Here is a 16962-nt window from a genome sequence, read left to right as displayed (position 1 = left end):
GGGGACCGTCCGCGGAGCGGATGGTGGAGGGGCTTGCGCATGATCGCCTACCCCTCCGTCAGCCCTTCGGGCTGCCACCTCCCCGAGACAAGCTCGGGGAGGATCTGCCTTACGGACGCCGCATCAGCAGCGAGGCCCATCCTTCGATAATCAGCGACACGCCCAGGAAGATGCCGGGCATGAACACGCCAAGGCTCGGCAGGCGGAAGACCAGCCAGACACCGCACGCCAGCGTGATGACGCCTGCGATTAGCACCCAGCCCCAGGCCTTCGCCGGCTTGGCGGTGAAGGCCAGCCAGATCTCGCCGATACCCTGAAGGATCAGCAGCCAGGCGAGCAACACTGTGAGCAGGATCGCCGCGCTCACCGGAGCGAACCAGAAGCCCAGGCCGCCGCCGACATAGAGCAGACCCAGCAACAGGTGCAGGAAGAAGCTCCCCCAGCTCTTGGAGAAGGCGTGGATGATCCGCGCGATGCCGGAAACGATCAGCGAGGCGCCGACGATGATCGTCAACGCCCAGGTCGCTGCAAGCGGCGACAGGATCGCGAGCGTTCCGGCGATGATGAAGACGATCCCCATCAGGATGCTGGTGCCCATTCTCTTGTTGGGGGCGTTGGGTGCGGTGCCTGCCGCATCGGTAGCTGCGTTCATAGTCAGTCCTCCACTGGGTCACGGATGATTGGGCAGGTCATGCAATGTCCGCCGCCGCGGCCGCGGCCGAGTTCCCCGCCGGCGATGGTGATCACCTCGATCCCCGCCTTGCGCAGCAGCGTGTTGGTGTAAGTGTTGCGGTCGTAGGCGAAGACCACGCCGGGCGATGCGCAGACGAGGTTGGCGCCGCTGTCCCACTGGGTCCGCTCGCGCATGTAGGCGGTGCCGCCGGTCTCGACGACGCGCATCTTCTTGACGCCAAGCGCCTCGCCGACCGTCTCGACGAAGGTGCCCTTGTCCTTGTGCAGCGAGACGGTGCCGGGCTTGTCCCCCGGGCGATAGGAGAACGCCTGGATGCTGTTGACGATGTCGGGATAGAGCAGCACGCAATCGCGATCGGCGAAGGTGAACACCGTATCGAGGTGCATTGCCGCGCGCAGCTTGGGCATGGCGGCGACGATCACTCGCTCGGCCGCGCCTTTCTCGAACAGGCTCGCGGCAAGCTGGCTGATCCCCTGGCGCGAGGAGCGTTCGCTCATGCCGATGAGGACATTGCCCTTGCCGATCGGCATGACGTCGCCACCCTCGATCGTGGCAAGCCCGTGGTTCTCGAGCGGGTCGCCCCACCAGACATTCACCTTCCCGGCGAAGTCCGGATGGAAGCGATAGATCGCGGCGGCGAGGATCGTCTCCTCGTGGCGGGCGGGCCAGTAGAGCGGGTTGAGCGTGACCCCGCCGTAGATCCAGCAGGTCGTGTCCCGCGTATAGATCGTGTTCGGCAGCGGCGGGAGCAGGTACTCGTTGACGCCCGCGGCCTGGCGGATGAGGCTCAGCGTCTCGCCGCCGATGGCATCGGGAAATTCCTCGGTGGAGAGACCGCCGATCAGCACTTCGGCGAGTTCGCGCGCAGGCAGGCCGTCGAGGTACGAACGGATCTCTCCGAGCAGTTCCAGGCCTACTTCGTTGGCCACGATCTGATGGTCGAGGATCCACGCCTTGGCTTCGGGTATGGCGACGGTCTCTGTCAGCAAGTTGTGCATCTCGACCACCTCGATCCCGCGGTCGCGCATCTTGGCGATGAAATCGAAGTGGTCGCGCTTGGCGACGTCGACCCACAGCACGTCATCGAACAGCAGGTCGTCGCAGTTGCTGGGGGTGAGCCGCTGGTGCGCCCGCCCCGGCGCGCAGACCATGACCTTGCGGAGCTGACCAACCTCGGAGTGGACGCCGAATGGTATTTCCGTGGTCATCGATCGATACCTCCTAAGCCGCGTTGGCCCTCATCAGATTTGCACCACGCCTTTGGCGAGCAGCACGATGCCGATCAGCGCAAAGGCCAGAATGATCAGGAAAACGATGAGCCCCGGCTTCGTGAACACCGGCGCGTTCTGCTCACGCCGGGCGATGAAGTAGAGCGCGGTTGCCGGGGCCAGGAGAATGCAGGCGAGGAACAGGAAGACGTATCCCGCCGCCCAGATCAGGAACAGCGTATAGGCCGTCGAGACGGCCGCGATCACCAGCTCCCTATTCCGGCTGCCCGCCTCAGCGCCGGCGTACCCGTCCCCTTGCCAGGCTATCTTGAGCGCAAAGGCGCTTGCGAGAGCGAACGGCGCCAGCGACAGCGCCGCTGTGAGGTCGAGCGTGAAGTCGAGCGCGTTCTCCGCGAACTGCACGGCAAACAGGATCACCGAGACAAAGACCGAGGTCCAGAAGACGGCGCGTTCGGGAACCTCGGCGCTGTTGAGCCGGGCAAAGTGGCTCGGCATGTCCTGGTCCTTGGCCGCCGCGTACATGACGTCGGCCGCCAGCAGCTGCCAGGCGAGATAGGCGCCGAGCACCGAGACGATCAGGCCAAGGCGGATGAAAGTGCCGCCCCATGGGCCAACCGCCGTCTCGAGCACGCCGCCCACCGAAGGCTGCGCCAGTTGCGCGATCTCGGAAGCGGGAAGGATGCCATAGGAGAGGATGGAGATGGAGGCGAACAGCGCGAGCACGCTGAGGAACCCCAGTACCGTTGCCTTGCCCACGTCCTCGCGGCGCTTGGCGTAGCGCGAATAGACGCTCGCGCCCTCGATGCCGAGGAACACGAACACCGTGATGAGCATGGTGCCCTTCACCTGGTCAAACAGCGAATGCCCGCCGGGGACGTCGTAACCGCCCGTGAGGTTGCCGAGAAAGACCTCGGCATCGAAGAAGGCGATGATCAGCACGAGGAACAGTGCCAACGGGACCAGCTTTGCGATGGTCACCACGAAGTTGATCCATGCGGCCTCTTTGACCCCTCGGCTGATCAGGAAATAGTACCCCCACACCGCCGCCACCGAGACGAAGAACGCTGGCCAGGTGTCGCCATTGCCGAACGTGCCAGAGAGATCGGGAAAGAGCTGCGAGACGGTGGTCATGATGAGCACCCAGTAGAACGCATTCCCCGCGCAGGCTGAGGCCCAGAAACCGATGGCTGAAAGGAAGCCTGGATAGACGCCGAACCCGGCTCGCGCGTAGACGTAGACGCCGTTGTCGAGATTGGGCTTCCGGATCGCGAGCGTCTGGAACACGAACGCCAGCGCCAACATACCCGTGCCGGCGATGGCCCAGGCGATGAGGGCGCCGTAGACGCCCGTGACAGTCGCAAATCGCGCCGGAAGTTGGAACACGCCAGCTCCGACCATCGAACCGACGACCATCGCGGTCAACGCGGGCAGGGTCAGCTTGTCGGCCGCTTTCTGGACTGTTTCATCCGGCATCGATTGTTTCCTCTGTTGTCGATGTCTCCGTCACGAACGCAGTCGCGAGGCGATGCCCGCGCCCATCATCGATCCGATGACGAGCGCGGACAGGGTGAAGAGTGGCATTCTCAGTTGCGTCAGGTCCGACATTCAGCGCCCCCTGGACCGGGCCTTCGCCCCCTCAAGAACGACAATCGCGATCAGCGGCGATCCACTCTTGCGTTCTCAGCGGTACCGGTGACGCGCACGCGGTCACCGACGCGATAATCGCGCGCATTGCCTGGCTGGACCAGCGAGACCGTATCGCCGTTGTCGAGCTGAATCACGAACTCGACGCCCTGATTGCGGCTCGCTCCCTGGACCGTGCTGCCGGCTGCGCCGCCGGTCACGGCACCAGCGGTCGCCCCGGCGATGTTCGCCACGGTGCTGCCGCCGATCGTGCTGCCGACCGCACCACCGATCACGGCGCCGGTAATGGCACCAAGGCGGGTGTTTCCGGGACGGATGTCGACTCCGCGAACCGCGGTGATGGTGCCGAACTGCACCGGCTGTATCTGACCCGCCGTAGCCGCGCTGGCATTGGTCGGAGAGGTCTTGCAGGCGGAGAGCGGTGCCACAACGGCCAGCGGTACCGCGATCATCAGGATCACTCTTTTCATTTCAGTCTCCTCACACAGAGTGGCCACTTGGCGCTGAATGCGGCGGTCGCGTGCCACGAAAGACGAACGCCGCGGGTGATGCCCATCCGCTGAGTGGTGACGGGAAATGAAACTCTCTTGCCTCGCTGGGCCGTGCGCACTGACTGCGCACTCAGCATACCGTCACCGAGCCAGCCGGGCTGGGCGCTCCCATCATTTCGGCCGCCAGACATAATTGCCTGCATCCATCATGAGGTTGAGGTGGAGCTTCCCGTCCTGGATCACGAAAGTCCGCACGTTGGGCAGCCGCATCGTCAGGTTGTCGAAGTTGCCGGGCGGACAAGCAGCCATCGAAGAGAAGCCCATCTTGAGCTCGATGCTGCCGCGGTCCTTGCGATAGTCTGCCGAGGTCCACTGGCCGCCCCCACGATTGCAGGAGAGCTGCATGGTGATGTTGCCATCAGGATTGAGAGTGAGCGTGTAGACCTCGTCCGGCTTGGGCCGGATGGTCCCGATGGAATCATCCGATGACTCGAAGTGATCGAGGTGCCATTCGGTCCCGGTAAGCGCCGGTCCGCCACCCTCCGACGATGAGCTGGTGGCGCAGGCGGAGAGCGATGCGGCAAGCGACAGAGCCACCGCCGGCAACAACCCGGAATTACAAAGCGAAATCTTGCGCACCGCGGGGCCCTTTCCCGACTAAACCTATGTTTATGCAGGCATCTTTTGCGTTTGGATTATCAGGACAATATCCCACGCGGCATGGGCCGATCATCGGTATAAACCCGCAAGTCCCCGGGACTTTTCCCTGACAGGGCCGCGGTTTGGTTCTTCCTTGGCGGTCGCAGGAGCCGCCGAAGATTAAATCGATTTAATCTCCGTGACAGACTGGGACCATCCGACGCGTGCACAAGGTGACGCCTTAGACACGCAAAGGAATACGACGGAATGTTCGCTTCATCGCATCGCAAGGCCCTTCTCGGCGCTGTGCTGTTGGGCACGGCTGCGGGCGCGTTTGCGGCCACAACCTCACTGCAGGATCTTGGCGATGGTTTCACGCAAAGCGGGACCGGTGCGAGCGAGTCGTTTGCCGAAGCTCCGGCTAGCGGCGGTTCGCTGGCCGATATGGTCGAGCGAGTCGGCCCCGCTGTCGTCCAGATCGAGGCGCGCATGGGCGGCCAGGCTTCCGAGATGGCGTTCGACGGGCTTCCCTTCGGCGCTGATCCGCGCAGCCCGTTCGGTGGCCGTGGCAATGGACAGCCGGAAATGGCAGTCGGCTCAGGCTTCGTGATCGACGCCAGCGGCATCGTCGTGACCAACAACCACGTCGTCGAGAACGCCCAGACGATTACCGTCAAGCTCAGCGACGGACGTGAACTCCCCGGCCGCGTCCTCGGCCGCGACCCCAAGACCGACCTTGCGGTCGTGAAGATCGAAAGCGGTGGTCCGTTCGAGGCGATCGCCTGGGGCGACAGCGATCACGCCCGCGTCGGCGACGACATCTTCGCTGTCGGCAGCCCCTTCGGGCTTGGCAATACCGTCACCTCCGGCATCGTATCGGCCCGAGGTCGAGAGATCGGCGCCGGACCCTATGACGACTTCCTGCAAGTCGATGCGCCGATCAACTCGGGCAACTCCGGCGGCCCGCTGTTCAACGGCGCCGGCCATGTGATCGGCGTCAACACCGCGATCTTTTCGCCGTCCGGCGGCAACGTGGGCATCGGCTTTGCGATCCCCTCTCGCCTGGCGCAATCGGTGGTCGCGCAGATCGTCAAGGACGGCCACGTTTCGCGCGGCCGGATCGGTGTCGCGCTCCAGCCGCTCAACGCTGAGATCGCGCAACAGCTCGGTCTGTCGGATGCCAGAGGCGCATTGATTGCCGACGTCGAGACCGGCGGTCCGGCCGAGGCAGCTGGTCTTCAGCGCGGTGACGTTGTGACGGCCTTCAACGGTCGCCCAATTCCCGACAGCCGCGAGCTCGCCCGGGCCGTGGCGTCAGCGAAGCCCGGCTCGACCCTGTCCGCCAACATTATTCGGGACGGCCACGACAGCAGAGTAAACCTGCGTATCGCGGAGATGTCCGACAGCTAGTTCGAGAAGACACTATACCTTCTCCCCTCTCCCCACTCAGGAGAGGGCGGGAGAGGGGTCGGTTAGCCCGCGGTCGATCCCCCCGTCGATCGCATGTATGGCGGTCCTCCCCCCGACCCCTCTCCCTCAACAAACCGGTCAGTCCGGCGCCACTTCCTGCAAATCTGACACCGGGAAGCGCACCACCACCCGCAAGCCGGGACCATTGTCCTGGAGATCGAGCGTGGCGCGGTGAACCCGCGCGGCGGCGGCCACGATGCTGAGCCCGATGCCCACGCCCGGCATTCCCCGACTTTCATCCAACCGCACGAACCGCGAAAGGACATCCACGCGCCGATCGGGCGGGATGCCCGGCCCGTGATCGGACACGGTCAGCACCGCCGAGTCCGCTTCCCGTTCGATCACCACCTCAACGCCGGCACCGGAGGGGGAATACTTGACCGCATTGTCGATCAGATTGACCACCAGCTGGCCGAGCAAGGCGGGAGCCCCCCTGACACTTGCCGGCTCGGATCGGAGCTCCAGCGCCACCCCCTTGTCTTCGGCGACCGGCTGATAGAGTTCGACAGCGTCTGCTGCGATCGCGGCAAGGTCTACGGCATCGAAGCTGACAGAAGTGGTCGCTTCGGCGCGGGCAAGGTTCAGGATATCCTCAATGATGCGCAGCAACCCGGCGAGGTCGTTGCGGCTGTCGGCAATGATCTGGCGCAACTCCACCTCACTCGCACCGCGCATCTCGGCCAGTTCCAGCCGCGCGTTGATGCGGGTCAGCGGGGTCTTGAGATCATGGGCCATGCCGTCCGTGGCCGCGCGTAGGGACCGTACCACGTGCTCGATCTCGACGAAGCAGGCGTTGATCGTCTCGGCCAGCCGTTCGTACTCGTCATCATGGCCCGATAGCGGTACGCGTTCCTCCAGGTTCCCGGCCAGGAAGCGCGCTCCGGTGGTCGAAACCTTCTCCACGAACGCAAGGGCGCGCCTGCTCAGAAGCCAGCCGAGCAGCAGGCCGAGCAGCCCCGTAATCACCAGCGACCAAAACAGCGCCACAAGGTATCGGTCGCGCAGGGCAACGCCGCTCTCGGCGATCTGGCCCACGAGCAGGCGGTAGCCGCCCTCCAGGACCACCGCACGCGTCATCACCGTGCGGGTGTGAGCCGTTCCGTCTGCTGAGACGACGTTGGTCGAGAAACGTTTGAAACCCGGCTGGTCGACCTCGGCCGGCCATGCCGCAAGATTCCCGACCAGTGGCGTGCCATCGGAGGCTGCCAGGAGATAGAAGAACTCGTTCAGACGCGACAACGCCTGTTGTCGCCGCAGAAAGGCGGCCAGCTCCACCGGCCCGCCGGCTTCGAAGCGCTCGACCAGGCTCGCCGTCTCGTCATCGAGCAAACCCTGGGTCTTGTCTTCGAGGTAGCGGCTGGTCTGGACGTACTGAACCGTCAACGCGATGCTCGTTGTCAGCAACGCGATGAGCGTGATCCACAGCGCGCCGCGAAACGCGGCGGCGTGGGTGGGCTTGCGGGGCTCAGTTACCACCGAGTCTGTATCCGGCACCGCGTACTGTGTGGATCAAAGGCGTCTCACCCTCGGCGTCGATCTTCCCGCGCAACCGGCTGATGTGCACGTCGATGACATTGGTTCCGGGATTGAAGCTGTAGTCCCAGATAGCCTCGAGCAACATCGTCCGCGTGACCACCTGGCCCGCGTGACGCATCAGGTAATCGAGCAGTTGGTATTCCTTGGGCAGCAACTCGATCCGGCGCTCCCCGCGCGTCGCGGCCCGGGTCATCCGGTCTAGCGACAGATCTGCGGTCGTAAGAACGGTCTCCGCCTCCTTCCCGCCCCCTCGCCGCCGGCTCAAGGCGATGATCCGCGCGAGCAGTTCCTGGAAGGAGAAGGGTTTGGGCAGATAGTCGTCAGCACCGGCGTTGAGACCGGCGACCCTGTCGTCAACTTGCCCGAGCGCCGACAGGAACAGCACCGGCGTGTCGCGATCTTCGGCGCGAAACGCGGTCAGCACCGTCAGCCCATCCATCTGCGGCAGGTTGCGATCGAGGATGATGGCATCGTACTCGTGCGTCATCGCGGCGGTAAGACCGTCGAGCCCTCCTCCGACATGGTCACAGCTATGACCAAGCTCGGCCAGGCCCTGCACGATGAAGGAGGCCGTGGACGGATCATCTTCGATCAGCAGAAGTTTCAGGATCCTCTCCCACTCACTTTGCCGTTTGACAGTAAAGTAGGCTGATCGCAGGCGCGCGCCAAGACCGCTCGCCGGTGGCGGGCGCAAATGTTGAATTGTGAGAGTGGAGGCCCGAGCCGGAATCGAACCGGCGTGCAAGGATTTGCAGTCCTCTGCGTAACCACTCCGCCATCGGGCCGGAACGGGCGCCACTAGCGAAAGGGTGGCGGGGGCGCAACGGACATTCGACCCTTGGCTTGCCGCGAGGTCAGATAATGATTAGCGAGCTATCGAAATAGGTGAGGATGCGATGGCCGACGAAGTGAAGATGCAGCGGATTGCCGGGCACAGCGAGGACCGCTTCCTGGGCTCCGACGTGTTCGAAAGCTCGGGCCGCAGTCTTCCTCCGCCGCGCAAGGGCGGGACGGTGCGCGAAGATGCGCGCGAGATCGACATCTATCACCAGTGCGACGTGGTTGTGATCGGCGGCGGCCCGGCGGGCTGCGCCGCGGCCTGGGCGGCAGCCAAGGCAGGCGCCGACGTGACCCTGGTCGAACGCTACAACTGCCTCGGCGGGCTTTCCACCGGCGGCCTCGTCATGTGGATCGACCGCATGACCGACTGGCAGGGCAACCACGTGATCCAGGGCTTCGCGCGCGAGTTTATCGACCGCATGCCGCCCGAAGCGGTCGCCGGTCCGCCGCAATCGGACTGGGGTTCGCAGGATCCGGCCAAGTTTGCCTATTGGGGCCAACGTACCACGGCGTTCCACGGGATCGTCCAGTGGGCCCCGACGCTCGATCCGGAGCGGATGAAGCTCAACAACCAGGAGATGCTGCTCCAGGCCGGCGTGCGCATGGTGTTCCACGCCTGGGCCGCGCGGCCGCTGGTGGAGAATGGCGCGGCCAAGGGCGTGATCTTCGAATCGAAGGGCGGCCGCAACGCGATCCTCGCCAAAGTCGTGGTCGACACCACCGGTGACGGCGACATGTTCGCCCGCGCTGGGGCCGAGTTCGATACCGACATCGAGGAGGGCGACGTCCACCATTCGATGAACACGGGCTGGGTCCTCGGCGGCGTCGACATGGACCGCTGGATCGACTGGAAGGTCCACAACCCGGACCAGCTGCGCGAGTTCATGGATCGGGGCCGCAACGAACTCGGCTTCTTCCAGACGCCCTATGTCTCCTGGCGCAAAGACATCGCGCTGTTCCTCGGCCCGCGGCAATCCGGTCTCTCGGCGCTCGACGTCGATGACATGACCGAGGTCGAGATCCGCAGCCACCGCCTGATGGAAGGCCACTGCCAGTTCTTCCGCCGCCACGCGCCGGGGTTCGAGGCGGTCTATAGCCTGCAAAGCGCGAGCCAGCTCGGCGTGCGCCATACGCGTCGCCTCGCCGGCATCGGCCGCATCGAGCGCAAGAACTGGAGCGACGGCACCGCAGCGGCAGACGAGGTGGGGATCAGCCCTTCGATCAGCCCGAAGTTCCCGGTGGTCTCGGTACCGTACGGCAGCCTCGTGCCGCGGGCCCTGGACGGGCTCCTGGCGGCAGGCCGGCACATCAGTTGCGATGCCAACAGCCACGGCTTCATGCGCGAGATCCCGCAATGCTGGCTCACCGGCCACGCCGCCGGCGTCGGCGCGGCCGTTGCCGCCAATCGCGGCGTGCAGCCAAGGCAGGTCGACGTAAACGAGGTCCGCTCCATCCTGCGCCAGCAAGGCGCTCACCTCAGCGACGATGCCGCCGTCGCCGCTGCCGGGCAGGCCGAAGCCGCGGAGTAGGAAGGGCCCCACCTCAATTTCCGGCGGGCTCTGCAATCTCAGGCATTGCAGGGCAGGCCCAAGGCCGATAAGGGCCCGCCGCAGTGCCGCTTTAGCTCAGTTGGTAGAGCACATCATTCGTAATGATGGGGTCACGTGTTCGAGTCACGTAAGCGGCACCACCTCTTTCCCTAGGCAATCTGGAAACTTCCTGCTGAACGTGCTTTCGGCTGGGTGTGGGGCTTGGGTCCTGCTTGGGGCGCTTTGGGTAGGGAAATGGCTGTACCATGTTTGGAGTACTTGAGGCGCTGACCCTGACGAGTTTGCGAGGCTAAACCAACGCCCGGGACTTTATGGCCAAAAAGGGCCGTCTTTTGTCAGTCCGGTTTCAGATAGACGAATCGGAAAAGCGGACATTTGGGCAAAAACAATGACCCGGTCAGAGGCCGCCGACATCTCGGACGTTTAATCGTGAATTTTCGCTTCCGGCTAGCTGCCATCCGTTCAGCAACCCTCCTTGAGGAATAGGGGCGTCCTGGAGGGGGGTGCGTTCGTCGGCTGCAGCATATGCAAAGGCGGTCTTCACAGAACCAAAGGCGGTCGATAGATCAATTTTCATGCTCAAACGCCCCACCGTAAAAGATTTCACCGCGCAGGTCGTTCGAACGGATCGTCGGCCCGAGTCCGACAAGTTGCGGATCGCTGTTTTGGGCGTCTTTGGAGAGCTCGGCTCTTTGATGAGCGAAATCAAGAAAGGCGTCCGGGAAGGACCTTCTTATACGTCATTCCGGAATACAGTGGTGGAAGAAGCAGGAGACTTGCTTTGGTATTTCGCCGCTCTCTCGCTGACCCTCGACTGGCCATTCAGCAAGCTACTGTCTTTCGTCTTCGATGCTCCGATTACGGAAGATTATACTTTCGCCGCGGTCGAAGCGTTGATGGGCAAGCTGCCGACCAGCGGTCACGATCCCTGGCTCTTCGCTGGAGAACGTGCAGGAACACTTGCGGCGCACGCCGATGGAGGCGGTGATCAGAGTCAACTGTTTGAGCTTGCCGTCTCAGCATTGCGTGCCGCTCTCGTCGCGTTTCGATCAGCGGACATCGGCTTGGAAGCGCCGATCCAGCACAACATCGGCAAAAGCCTCTCGCGATTTCCGATCAGTCGGAAGCATCTTCCGCTCTACGACGAGAGGCCGGGCCCAGATGGAAAATCGATCAGTCGAGACGAGCGAATTCCAGCCTTTCTTCCAGTGGAGTTTCGCGAAATCAAAGTCGGAAGCAAGACGGTGGTGGTCCAATCTGCCTTCACCATCAAGATCGGCGACCCTCTGACGGACAACATAGAGGAGAGCGATGACTACCGCTTTCACGACGTCTTCCATCTCGCCTACGGGGCGGTTTTGGGATGGTCGCCAGTTCTTCGCGCCCTCCTGAAGGTCAAACGAAAGAGTTATCCAATACTTGATGAAAATCAGGATGGCGCAAGAGCCATCTTGATTGAAGAAGGTATATCAACTTTCATCTTCAATCACGCAAAGCCACACTTTTTTAACTCGTCTACAGGAGTAGATTACCGTATTTTGTCGACGATAAAAGAATTCGTCAAAGGTTATGAGGTTGAAGATCAGCCTTTCTGGGCTTGGGAGAAAGCAATTCTTCGCGGTTATGAGGTGTTTCGTGAATTAATAGAGAGGCGACGTGGTCGCGTTACGCTCGATCTCTCGAAGCGAGATATCTCTTTCGAACCCTTGGACGATGACAGATGAGCTGGGAACGAACATTCGTCGATCGTCTCGCCGAGGTGGAGATTTCAAACGTCTTCAACCCGTATCGCCATCACTGCGATGTGCATGATCTGGACGATGCGGCGCTGATCCGCCGGCGAAATCTTGAAACCGTCCTCAGCGCTCGACATGCAATGAAGGTCGACAGCATCTGGTTCGGACGTGATCTGGGATATCGCGGCGGAAGGCGGACAGGGCTGGCGCTTACGGACGAAGTGGCCATGTTTTCCGTGGTCTGCGCTTCAAACAGGGTCTTGAGGATCGCAAAGGCAACTCACGGGTCGCCTGTTGCGGAGCGCACGGCCGCGGTCATTTGGTCTCTCATCCATCGATTGCCTCGGCCGCCGATGTTGTGGAACGCATTTCCGTTCCATCCTCACGAGCCGGAGGCGCCTTTCACAAATCGCGCGCATACGGCGCGAGAACGGCGTGAAACTGCCTGGACGATCGAGGCTTTGGTCGAACGCTTCGATAGCCCTAAGCTGATCGCCATCGGCAATGACGCCTCGAAGGCTTTAGCTGATCTGGGTTTCAAGCATGAGACCGCGCGTCATCCAAGCTATGGCGGCCAGCGAGAATTTATCGAGACAATGGAGCGAATCCATGATCTCAGGCCTTCGGTTCGACAGGCTGCTGAACCCAAGCTACTTTAGGCTGCCGTGTTGCCCGCTGACCAACATTCTTCGAGCATCGCCTTGGTTCCGGAAACATTCCGGTGCTTTCCGCTGAGATCAAGCACGGCTTCAGCAGCGATAATCGTGAGCGGGCCCACCTTGGCACCCGCAGCATTGGCCACGAACCATTGCAGACGCGCCAGTCCGATGAGGTTTCCCAGAGCGCGCTCGATATACCAGTGGGAACGGTAGAGCGCCGTCAGCCGAAGCACGTCGTCGCGATCGATTTTGAATGAGACGTGGCTGAGGCAGGGGCCACCGATCTGGTAACTACAATCATGAAGCGGATTGTAGGTCGCAATTTCGAGAGCAATGTCACCCGGCGAAATCTCGTAGTGCGTGGTTGTCTTCGGCGGATCTTCAACCCGCCGTTTCAGCTTCTCGATGAGAATCTCAAGAGGGTTGAGCAACGCGTTCCCCCTTATCATCGGCGTACCATCGTGGTTGCGGCGGATGGTTAGACGCTCGAAATATGTGCCCCAAGCCTTCCGCACTTTGGGAAGCACAGTGTCGTGATAGGCTTTGTAGAACGCTGCCCGATCGGCGACGTTTGCGCGATAGGTATCTAGAGGAAATATCGTGTTCGCGACGGTGTCCGTCGGATGAAATTGGTGCTCCAGCGCAAATTTGTTGAATAGCTTTACAACGGCATGGTCGACTGGGCGCATCTCGGCCGGCGACAAGACCGAATAGACGAGATTGTAAACCGGTTTGGGGACTTCCTGAAGCGCACGGGTCGCTTGAAGCCATGCCGCAACTGCTGACGGAGCCTCCGCCAGCACAAGATAGTTCGTCATAGGTGATCAAATCCGTATCAGTTGGGGTGTTCGTCCCAAGACATATTCTGTGGTCAGCCAGGCATGGCCGTGCTCACCCCAAGCCCCACCCCAAGAATTCTTGATCAAATACTCGGCTTTCCCCGCCGATGTTCGAAATCCACAGATAACTACAGCGTGTCTTCCTTGTATTTGGGAACCGTTCAAAGGGACAAGGGGTGTGACACCGTTGCAGCTAAAAAATGGTATGTCCACGTCAATGACTAAGATGATCGGCCTTCCATCCTTTAGCGCATCGAATACGGTTTTGGCCGAAAAGGATAGAGCGACCGCATTCGATTGATAGTATACACAAGCATGTTGAACAGGGGCGTCGACATTATAGGGCCAAGCTGTCTCGGTCGTCTGGCCGTCTTGCGCTAAGCTCTCCGTGGCTTCGAGAATTGTTAATCCAACTTCTGCAGGCTTCCGTGCACGCTGCGTCGCTCGGCGGTGAAGGGATTCAGGCGAAAGCAGCTCACCGAGACTAATCGCCGATCGATGAATTTCACTGAGAGAAAAGGAAAGACAAGTGGGGCGCGGCCCCTGGTTCCTCGCTTCCCCCAGATCAATTCGAAGCTCCTGCTCGTCAGCTGGCATTCAAGTCACGACGGCTCTGCACCAGTCGCGCTCGATTGGCTCGGGACAATCCTTGCTCGGGCGTCGTAATAGAAAGATGAAAGGCAACTTCCTCATGCGAAGCGCTTTCCCACGGGCGTTTGTGCTCAAACGCCAAGCTCCCGACGCCTTGTTCTTCAGCGCGATAGAAATTTCGTTTCATTGAAGGGGCGCCAATACAATCCGACTCGACGAGAACCATGGTGTCGAGCTTAGTCAGAACGCTCGGCGGCGGGGCTTTGGGAAGCCATAAATAGCCGGCGCCCGCCTGCTGAGCGAGCGCTATGGTGACTGTGTCACCGACGTTAATGGCTATATCGGCCCCACCGTCGCCTTCGTTCAAGACCCAAGCGTCATTACGGGTTTCGGCCGCCCCGGCGACATGACCGATGCGGTGTTTGATCTGTTTAGGCTGCACATTTAGGAGCCACCCTCGAGCTTGCTCATCGATGATGCCGTTGCGTTCGAGGGCCCAGACGGTTGCCTGGTAGCTTGCGCCGCATCGAAGAGCCAACTGATATACGGTATCTTCATTGGATAGATCGCCGCGAGACCATCCGTGTTTTCGAGCGTGATGGCTGATAAGCCAATTTGGCAGAAGGAAGGAGCCTGCGAAGGCATCGGCTTCGATCTCTTGTAGATAGGATGCAAAACCCGATATCTTTGGGGTCTTCAAATTGTATGCCGCTCTGCGGAGCACGTTTGGGCTGTCCAGGCTCGGCTCATGAGCGAGGACGGCGTGCCCCAGTTCATGCGCAGCAGTGAAGCGCTGCACCGAAAGAGGCCGCTTAGTGCTAATCATCACTCCGGGTTGATCTCCCCGGATATAGGCGCCCAGCAGGCCGTCCAACGGCTTGAATACCACGCGGACATCTAACCACGCGAGCGCATCGAACACGTCGACACACTCATGCGTGGCCATAATACGCTGCCGAACTTCGAGAATTCGCTGGATACGTTCTGCAGCTCTTGCGCCTTTTAGGCGCGCTTGCCTAATCGGCTCAATCAAGCAGCAGCGCTTTCCGACCGAAATCTGAGATAGGTCGCGAAGCGTTGCAGTTCGCCCATGTCTTGGTCCGATAATGTTTCAGCTGCTCGAGCCAGAAACTCGGTTCGTTCGGCAGCCTTCTGAACCGGCACGTCACACGTGAAAAATTCGATGCCGCGTCCTAAAGCCGTGCCGATCTCGGCAAGCATCGCCGCGCTGACCTGAGCTTGGCCGGCTTCGATCACTTCGATCTCTGCCGTTTCCACACCAACCATGTCGGCAAGCTCTGCCGTTGACAGCTCAAGATACTCGCGAGCTTCCGTAACACGAGCGCCGATGTGTTGCTCAGTCGCGTCGTTAGGCATGCTCTTTCTTCCGTTTTTTCTCATACAAAGCCGCTACCTCGGGAATGAGGTGAGCCTTCATCTCCTCGAAACTGTCGTAGCCACCTTCCTTGATGGCGGATTCGGGGATTTCGAATTTGACGACCTCTTCGAGAGTTACAAGTGCTCGAACGGCGCGATGAGAGTCAATTTCGACCGCTGGTGTCATAATGTCGGGTGGAAGCGCCTTATCGCCGGGAAGAGCGGCATCGGCCAGCTCATCATTCCACCATTGCTCGAGGGCGGCCAAAACCTCGTCATGCGGAAATCCCGACGGCAGTGCCTCTATTACCTCATTTGCCATGCTGCCTCCTGAATGATCGATGCCAGAAGCACCGGCTAAACGCAAGATGTTCCTTTTTTGTTCACATGCATCCTAGCATGAAGTGGTGGCGCGTCCTTAGAAATCGACAATCCGCATACTGATAGAGTTCAGCGATTCCTGACTACCACGACAAACAGTACGAACACCGAAATTGGCAGTCACCCAGTTGAATGGGCATCAGTTTGACGGGTTCATTGGCCGGAGGCCTGTCCTGACCGACCAACATTTTCGGCCATTCCAGCTTCAGCAACTGATGTCCGCTTTCCGGAATCCGGGCGTTGGGCCCTATGTCCGAGATGGGCGCAAGCTGTCTCGCCAATTTCGAGCAATCTTCGGTATCTTATATGGAGCGCACAACATCTGCCGCCCTCCCACCTAGTCGAGCAATTCCCCTAGCGGGCAACCCAGCGCTACGGCGATCCGTTCTATAACGGTGATGGTGGGATTCTTTACCTTCCGCTCGATGCCGCTGACGTAGGTTCGATCGAGGCCAGCCTCATCGGCCAAGGCTTCCTGCGACCAGCCGCGAGCCTTCCGCAACGCTTTCATGTTTGTGGCCAGGCGAGTGCGAACATCCATCCACCAGACTGAACCGAAATGTGATTCATCAGACCACGGACTATGAATCTCATTTTTGCTTGCCTTGGGACCACCTTTGGCGAAATCATCCACCAGCAACGGGAGGAATACATGATCGATAACGAAGCTCTTCAGAGCATCGAGAAACTGCATCAGATGAACGCCAGCGGTATCATCTCCGACGAAGAGTTCGCACAGGCCAAACAACGGCTTCTGCAAGGGAACCAGCCGCGCCCGACAGCAAAGGTCGCTAGCGCTACACCAGCCAGAACTGCCTCAGCTTCCTTCGATGAGCACTTCGCCTGGATGACCCTGCCCTTGCGGCGGTACTTTCAGTTCGAGGGCCGCTCATCCCGCAAGGAGTTCTGGATGTTCATGCTACTCACCAACGCCGTGGCATTAGTGCTGTCGGCAGTGTTTGTGGCCGACACGGACATGTGGGGGCAAATCGGAGCTATCGGGATGCTCGCGGCGTTGGTCCTGGGTCTCGGGATCTTGGGCGTGCTCATCCCTTTCATCGCCGTCCAGGTCAGGCGGTTCCACGATCAGGATAAGTCCGGCTGGTTCGTCCTCATCAACCTGATCCCGTACCTTGGGGTGCTGATCGTCCTCGGCTTCATGCTCGTGCCGGGTGTCGAAGGGGACAACGAGTACGGCCCCGATCCGCGAAAATAGACACCCCCTCCCCCCACCAAAACCGCAAGCCCTCGGAGATACCCTCTGGGGGCTTTTTCTTTGCCTGAAG

At 61.0% G+C, this 16962-nt stretch carries 18 protein-coding genes and 2 tRNA genes; 6 read left to right on the top strand and 14 right to left on the bottom strand.

Features of this window, described 5'->3' with window-relative positions:
- Window positions 1-109: 109 nt before the first annotated feature.
- From ASD76_RS00175 to ASD76_RS00155, 5 genes are all read right to left on the bottom strand, one after another.
- Window positions 110-652 (bottom strand): HdeD family acid-resistance protein, encoded by a 543-nt coding sequence (locus ASD76_RS00175; protein ID WP_055916802.1) that lies wholly within the window; start codon window positions 650-652, stop codon window positions 110-112.
- Between the two features lie 2 nt (window positions 653-654).
- Window positions 655-1902 (bottom strand): arginine deiminase, encoded by a 1248-nt coding sequence (locus tag ASD76_RS00170; RefSeq protein WP_055916799.1) that lies wholly within the window; start codon window positions 1900-1902, stop codon window positions 655-657.
- A gap of 33 nt (window positions 1903-1935) precedes the next feature.
- On the bottom strand, window positions 1936-3396 hold the full coding sequence (locus ASD76_RS00165; protein ID WP_055916796.1) for a basic amino acid/polyamine antiporter: 1461 nt from the start codon (window positions 3394-3396) through the stop codon (window positions 1936-1938).
- Window positions 3397-3578: 182 nt separating this feature from the next.
- Window positions 3579-4037, bottom strand: coding sequence for a hypothetical protein (locus ASD76_RS00160; RefSeq protein WP_055916793.1), 459 nt, complete (start codon window positions 4035-4037; stop codon window positions 3579-3581).
- A gap of 192 nt (window positions 4038-4229) precedes the next feature.
- Window positions 4230-4697, bottom strand: a complete 468-nt coding sequence (locus tag ASD76_RS00155) for an META domain-containing protein (protein WP_082553522.1) — start codon at window positions 4695-4697, stop codon at window positions 4230-4232.
- Between the two features lie 267 nt (window positions 4698-4964).
- Between ASD76_RS00155 and ASD76_RS00150 the strand changes: the two genes are divergently transcribed.
- Window positions 4965-6107, top strand: a complete 1143-nt coding sequence (locus ASD76_RS00150) for a trypsin-like peptidase domain-containing protein (RefSeq protein WP_055916788.1) — start codon at window positions 4965-4967, stop codon at window positions 6105-6107.
- Between the two features lie 138 nt (window positions 6108-6245).
- Here ASD76_RS00150 and ASD76_RS00145 read toward each other — a convergent pair whose 3' ends face one another.
- The 3 genes from ASD76_RS00145 to ASD76_RS00135 form a co-directional block, all read right to left on the bottom strand.
- Complete coding sequence (locus ASD76_RS00145; protein WP_055916785.1) at window positions 6246-7643, bottom strand: sensor histidine kinase; 1398 nt, start codon at window positions 7641-7643, stop codon at window positions 6246-6248.
- Window positions 7633-8313 (bottom strand): response regulator transcription factor, encoded by a 681-nt coding sequence (locus ASD76_RS00140; protein WP_200943069.1) that lies wholly within the window; start codon window positions 8311-8313, stop codon window positions 7633-7635. Before ASD76_RS00140 ends, ASD76_RS00145 begins: the two co-directional genes overlap by 11 nt.
- Window positions 8314-8414: 101 nt before the next feature.
- Window positions 8415-8488, bottom strand: a tRNA-Cys gene (locus ASD76_RS00135).
- Between the two features lie 111 nt (window positions 8489-8599).
- Between ASD76_RS00135 and ASD76_RS00130 the strand changes: the two genes are divergently transcribed.
- The 4 genes from ASD76_RS00130 to ASD76_RS00115 all read left to right on the top strand — a co-directional run bounded on the left by ASD76_RS00130 (window position 8600) and on the right by ASD76_RS00115 (window position 12488).
- The gene (locus tag ASD76_RS00130; RefSeq protein ID WP_082553521.1) at window positions 8600-10072 is read left to right on the top strand and encodes an FAD-dependent oxidoreductase; all 1473 of its coding nucleotides are present in this window, start codon (window positions 8600-8602) and stop codon (window positions 10070-10072) included.
- Window positions 10073-10157: 85 nt separating this feature from the next.
- A tRNA-Thr gene (locus ASD76_RS00125) sits at window positions 10158-10233 on the top strand.
- A gap of 435 nt (window positions 10234-10668) precedes the next feature.
- Window positions 10669-11817 carry a hypothetical protein gene (locus ASD76_RS00120; RefSeq protein ID WP_055916782.1) on the top strand — a complete coding sequence of 383 codons (1149 nt, stop codon included), beginning with the start codon at window positions 10669-10671 and terminating at the stop codon, window positions 11815-11817.
- The gene (locus ASD76_RS00115) at window positions 11814-12488 is read left to right on the top strand and encodes a uracil-DNA glycosylase (RefSeq protein WP_055916779.1); all 675 of its coding nucleotides are present in this window, start codon (window positions 11814-11816) and stop codon (window positions 12486-12488) included. The genes ASD76_RS00120 and ASD76_RS00115 overlap by 4 nt, the downstream gene beginning before the upstream one ends.
- On the opposite strand, the gene ASD76_RS00110 is transcribed toward ASD76_RS00115, so the two are convergent.
- The 6 genes from ASD76_RS00110 to ASD76_RS18790 all read right to left on the bottom strand — a co-directional run bounded on the left by ASD76_RS00110 (window position 12485) and on the right by ASD76_RS18790 (window position 16370).
- Window positions 12485-13306, bottom strand: a complete 822-nt coding sequence (locus tag ASD76_RS00110) for a hypothetical protein (protein ID WP_055916777.1) — start codon at window positions 13304-13306, stop codon at window positions 12485-12487. The two genes, ASD76_RS00115 and ASD76_RS00110, sit on opposite strands and share 4 nt — an antisense overlap.
- Window positions 13307-13312: 6 nt before the next feature.
- Window positions 13313-13924 (bottom strand): C1 family peptidase, encoded by a 612-nt coding sequence (locus ASD76_RS18825; RefSeq protein ID WP_082553520.1) that lies wholly within the window; start codon window positions 13922-13924, stop codon window positions 13313-13315.
- On the bottom strand, window positions 13914-14951 hold the full coding sequence (locus tag ASD76_RS00105; protein ID WP_156457486.1) for an ImmA/IrrE family metallo-endopeptidase: 1038 nt from the start codon (window positions 14949-14951) through the stop codon (window positions 13914-13916). Before ASD76_RS00105 ends, ASD76_RS18825 begins: the two co-directional genes overlap by 11 nt.
- Window positions 14948-15295: a helix-turn-helix domain-containing protein gene (locus ASD76_RS00100; RefSeq protein ID WP_055916773.1), complete on the bottom strand. Its 348-nt coding sequence runs from the start codon at window positions 15293-15295 to the stop codon at window positions 14948-14950. The genes ASD76_RS00105 and ASD76_RS00100 overlap by 4 nt, the downstream gene beginning before the upstream one ends.
- Window positions 15288-15617 (bottom strand): hypothetical protein, encoded by a 330-nt coding sequence (locus tag ASD76_RS18100; protein WP_156457485.1) that lies wholly within the window; start codon window positions 15615-15617, stop codon window positions 15288-15290. Before ASD76_RS18100 ends, ASD76_RS00100 begins: the two co-directional genes overlap by 8 nt.
- 396 nt (window positions 15618-16013) lie before the next feature.
- Window positions 16014-16370: a helix-turn-helix domain-containing protein gene (locus tag ASD76_RS18790; RefSeq protein WP_235506432.1), complete on the bottom strand. Its 357-nt coding sequence runs from the start codon at window positions 16368-16370 to the stop codon at window positions 16014-16016.
- Between ASD76_RS18790 and ASD76_RS18095 the strand changes: the two genes are divergently transcribed.
- Window positions 16329-16892 carry a DUF805 domain-containing protein gene (locus ASD76_RS18095; protein WP_162249617.1) on the top strand — a complete coding sequence of 188 codons (564 nt, stop codon included), beginning with the start codon at window positions 16329-16331 and terminating at the stop codon, window positions 16890-16892. The genes ASD76_RS18790 and ASD76_RS18095 overlap by 42 nt on opposite strands.
- The last annotated feature ends 70 nt before the right edge of the window (window positions 16893-16962 follow it).

The organism is Altererythrobacter sp. Root672 (assembly GCF_001427865.1).
Lineage (GTDB): Bacteria > Pseudomonadota > Alphaproteobacteria > Sphingomonadales > Sphingomonadaceae > Croceibacterium_A.
Note: the sequence above shows the minus strand (reverse complement) of the source record. Positions and strands in the feature narration are given on the sequence as shown.

Excerpts from the sequence above, each read along its gene's own strand:
- ASD76_RS00115 (WP_055916779.1), top strand. The coding sequence starts at position 11,814 with ATGAGCTGGGAACGAACATTCGTCGATCGTCTCGCCGAGGTGGAGATT.
- ASD76_RS00150 (WP_055916788.1), top strand. The coding sequence starts at position 4,965 with ATGTTCGCTTCATCGCATCGCAAGGCCCTTCTCGGCGCTGTGCTGTTG.
- ASD76_RS00130 (WP_082553521.1), top strand. The coding sequence starts at position 8,600 with ATGGCCGACGAAGTGAAGATGCAGCGGATTGCCGGGCACAGCGAGGAC.
- ASD76_RS18825 (WP_082553520.1), bottom strand. The coding sequence starts at position 13,924 with ATGCCAGCTGACGAGCAGGAGCTTCGAATTGATCTGGGGGAAGCGAGG.
- ASD76_RS00170 (WP_055916799.1), bottom strand. The coding sequence starts at position 1,902 with ATGACCACGGAAATACCATTCGGCGTCCACTCCGAGGTTGGTCAGCTC.
- ASD76_RS00120 (WP_055916782.1), top strand. The coding sequence starts at position 10,669 with ATGCTCAAACGCCCCACCGTAAAAGATTTCACCGCGCAGGTCGTTCGA.
- ASD76_RS18790 (WP_235506432.1), bottom strand. The coding sequence starts at position 16,370 with ATGCAGTTTCTCGATGCTCTGAAGAGCTTCGTTATCGATCATGTATTC.
- ASD76_RS00100 (WP_055916773.1), bottom strand. The coding sequence starts at position 15,295 with ATGCCTAACGACGCGACTGAGCAACACATCGGCGCTCGTGTTACGGAA.
- ASD76_RS00110 (WP_055916777.1), bottom strand. The coding sequence starts at position 13,306 with ATGACGAACTATCTTGTGCTGGCGGAGGCTCCGTCAGCAGTTGCGGCA.
- ASD76_RS18100 (WP_156457485.1), bottom strand. The coding sequence starts at position 15,617 with ATGGCAAATGAGGTAATAGAGGCACTGCCGTCGGGATTTCCGCATGAC.
- ASD76_RS00160 (WP_055916793.1), bottom strand. The coding sequence starts at position 4,037 with ATGAAAAGAGTGATCCTGATGATCGCGGTACCGCTGGCCGTTGTGGCA.
- ASD76_RS00165 (WP_055916796.1), bottom strand. The coding sequence starts at position 3,396 with ATGCCGGATGAAACAGTCCAGAAAGCGGCCGACAAGCTGACCCTGCCC.
- ASD76_RS18095 (WP_162249617.1), top strand. The coding sequence starts at position 16,329 with ATGATCGATAACGAAGCTCTTCAGAGCATCGAGAAACTGCATCAGATG.
- ASD76_RS00175 (WP_055916802.1), bottom strand. The coding sequence starts at position 652 with ATGAACGCAGCTACCGATGCGGCAGGCACCGCACCCAACGCCCCCAAC.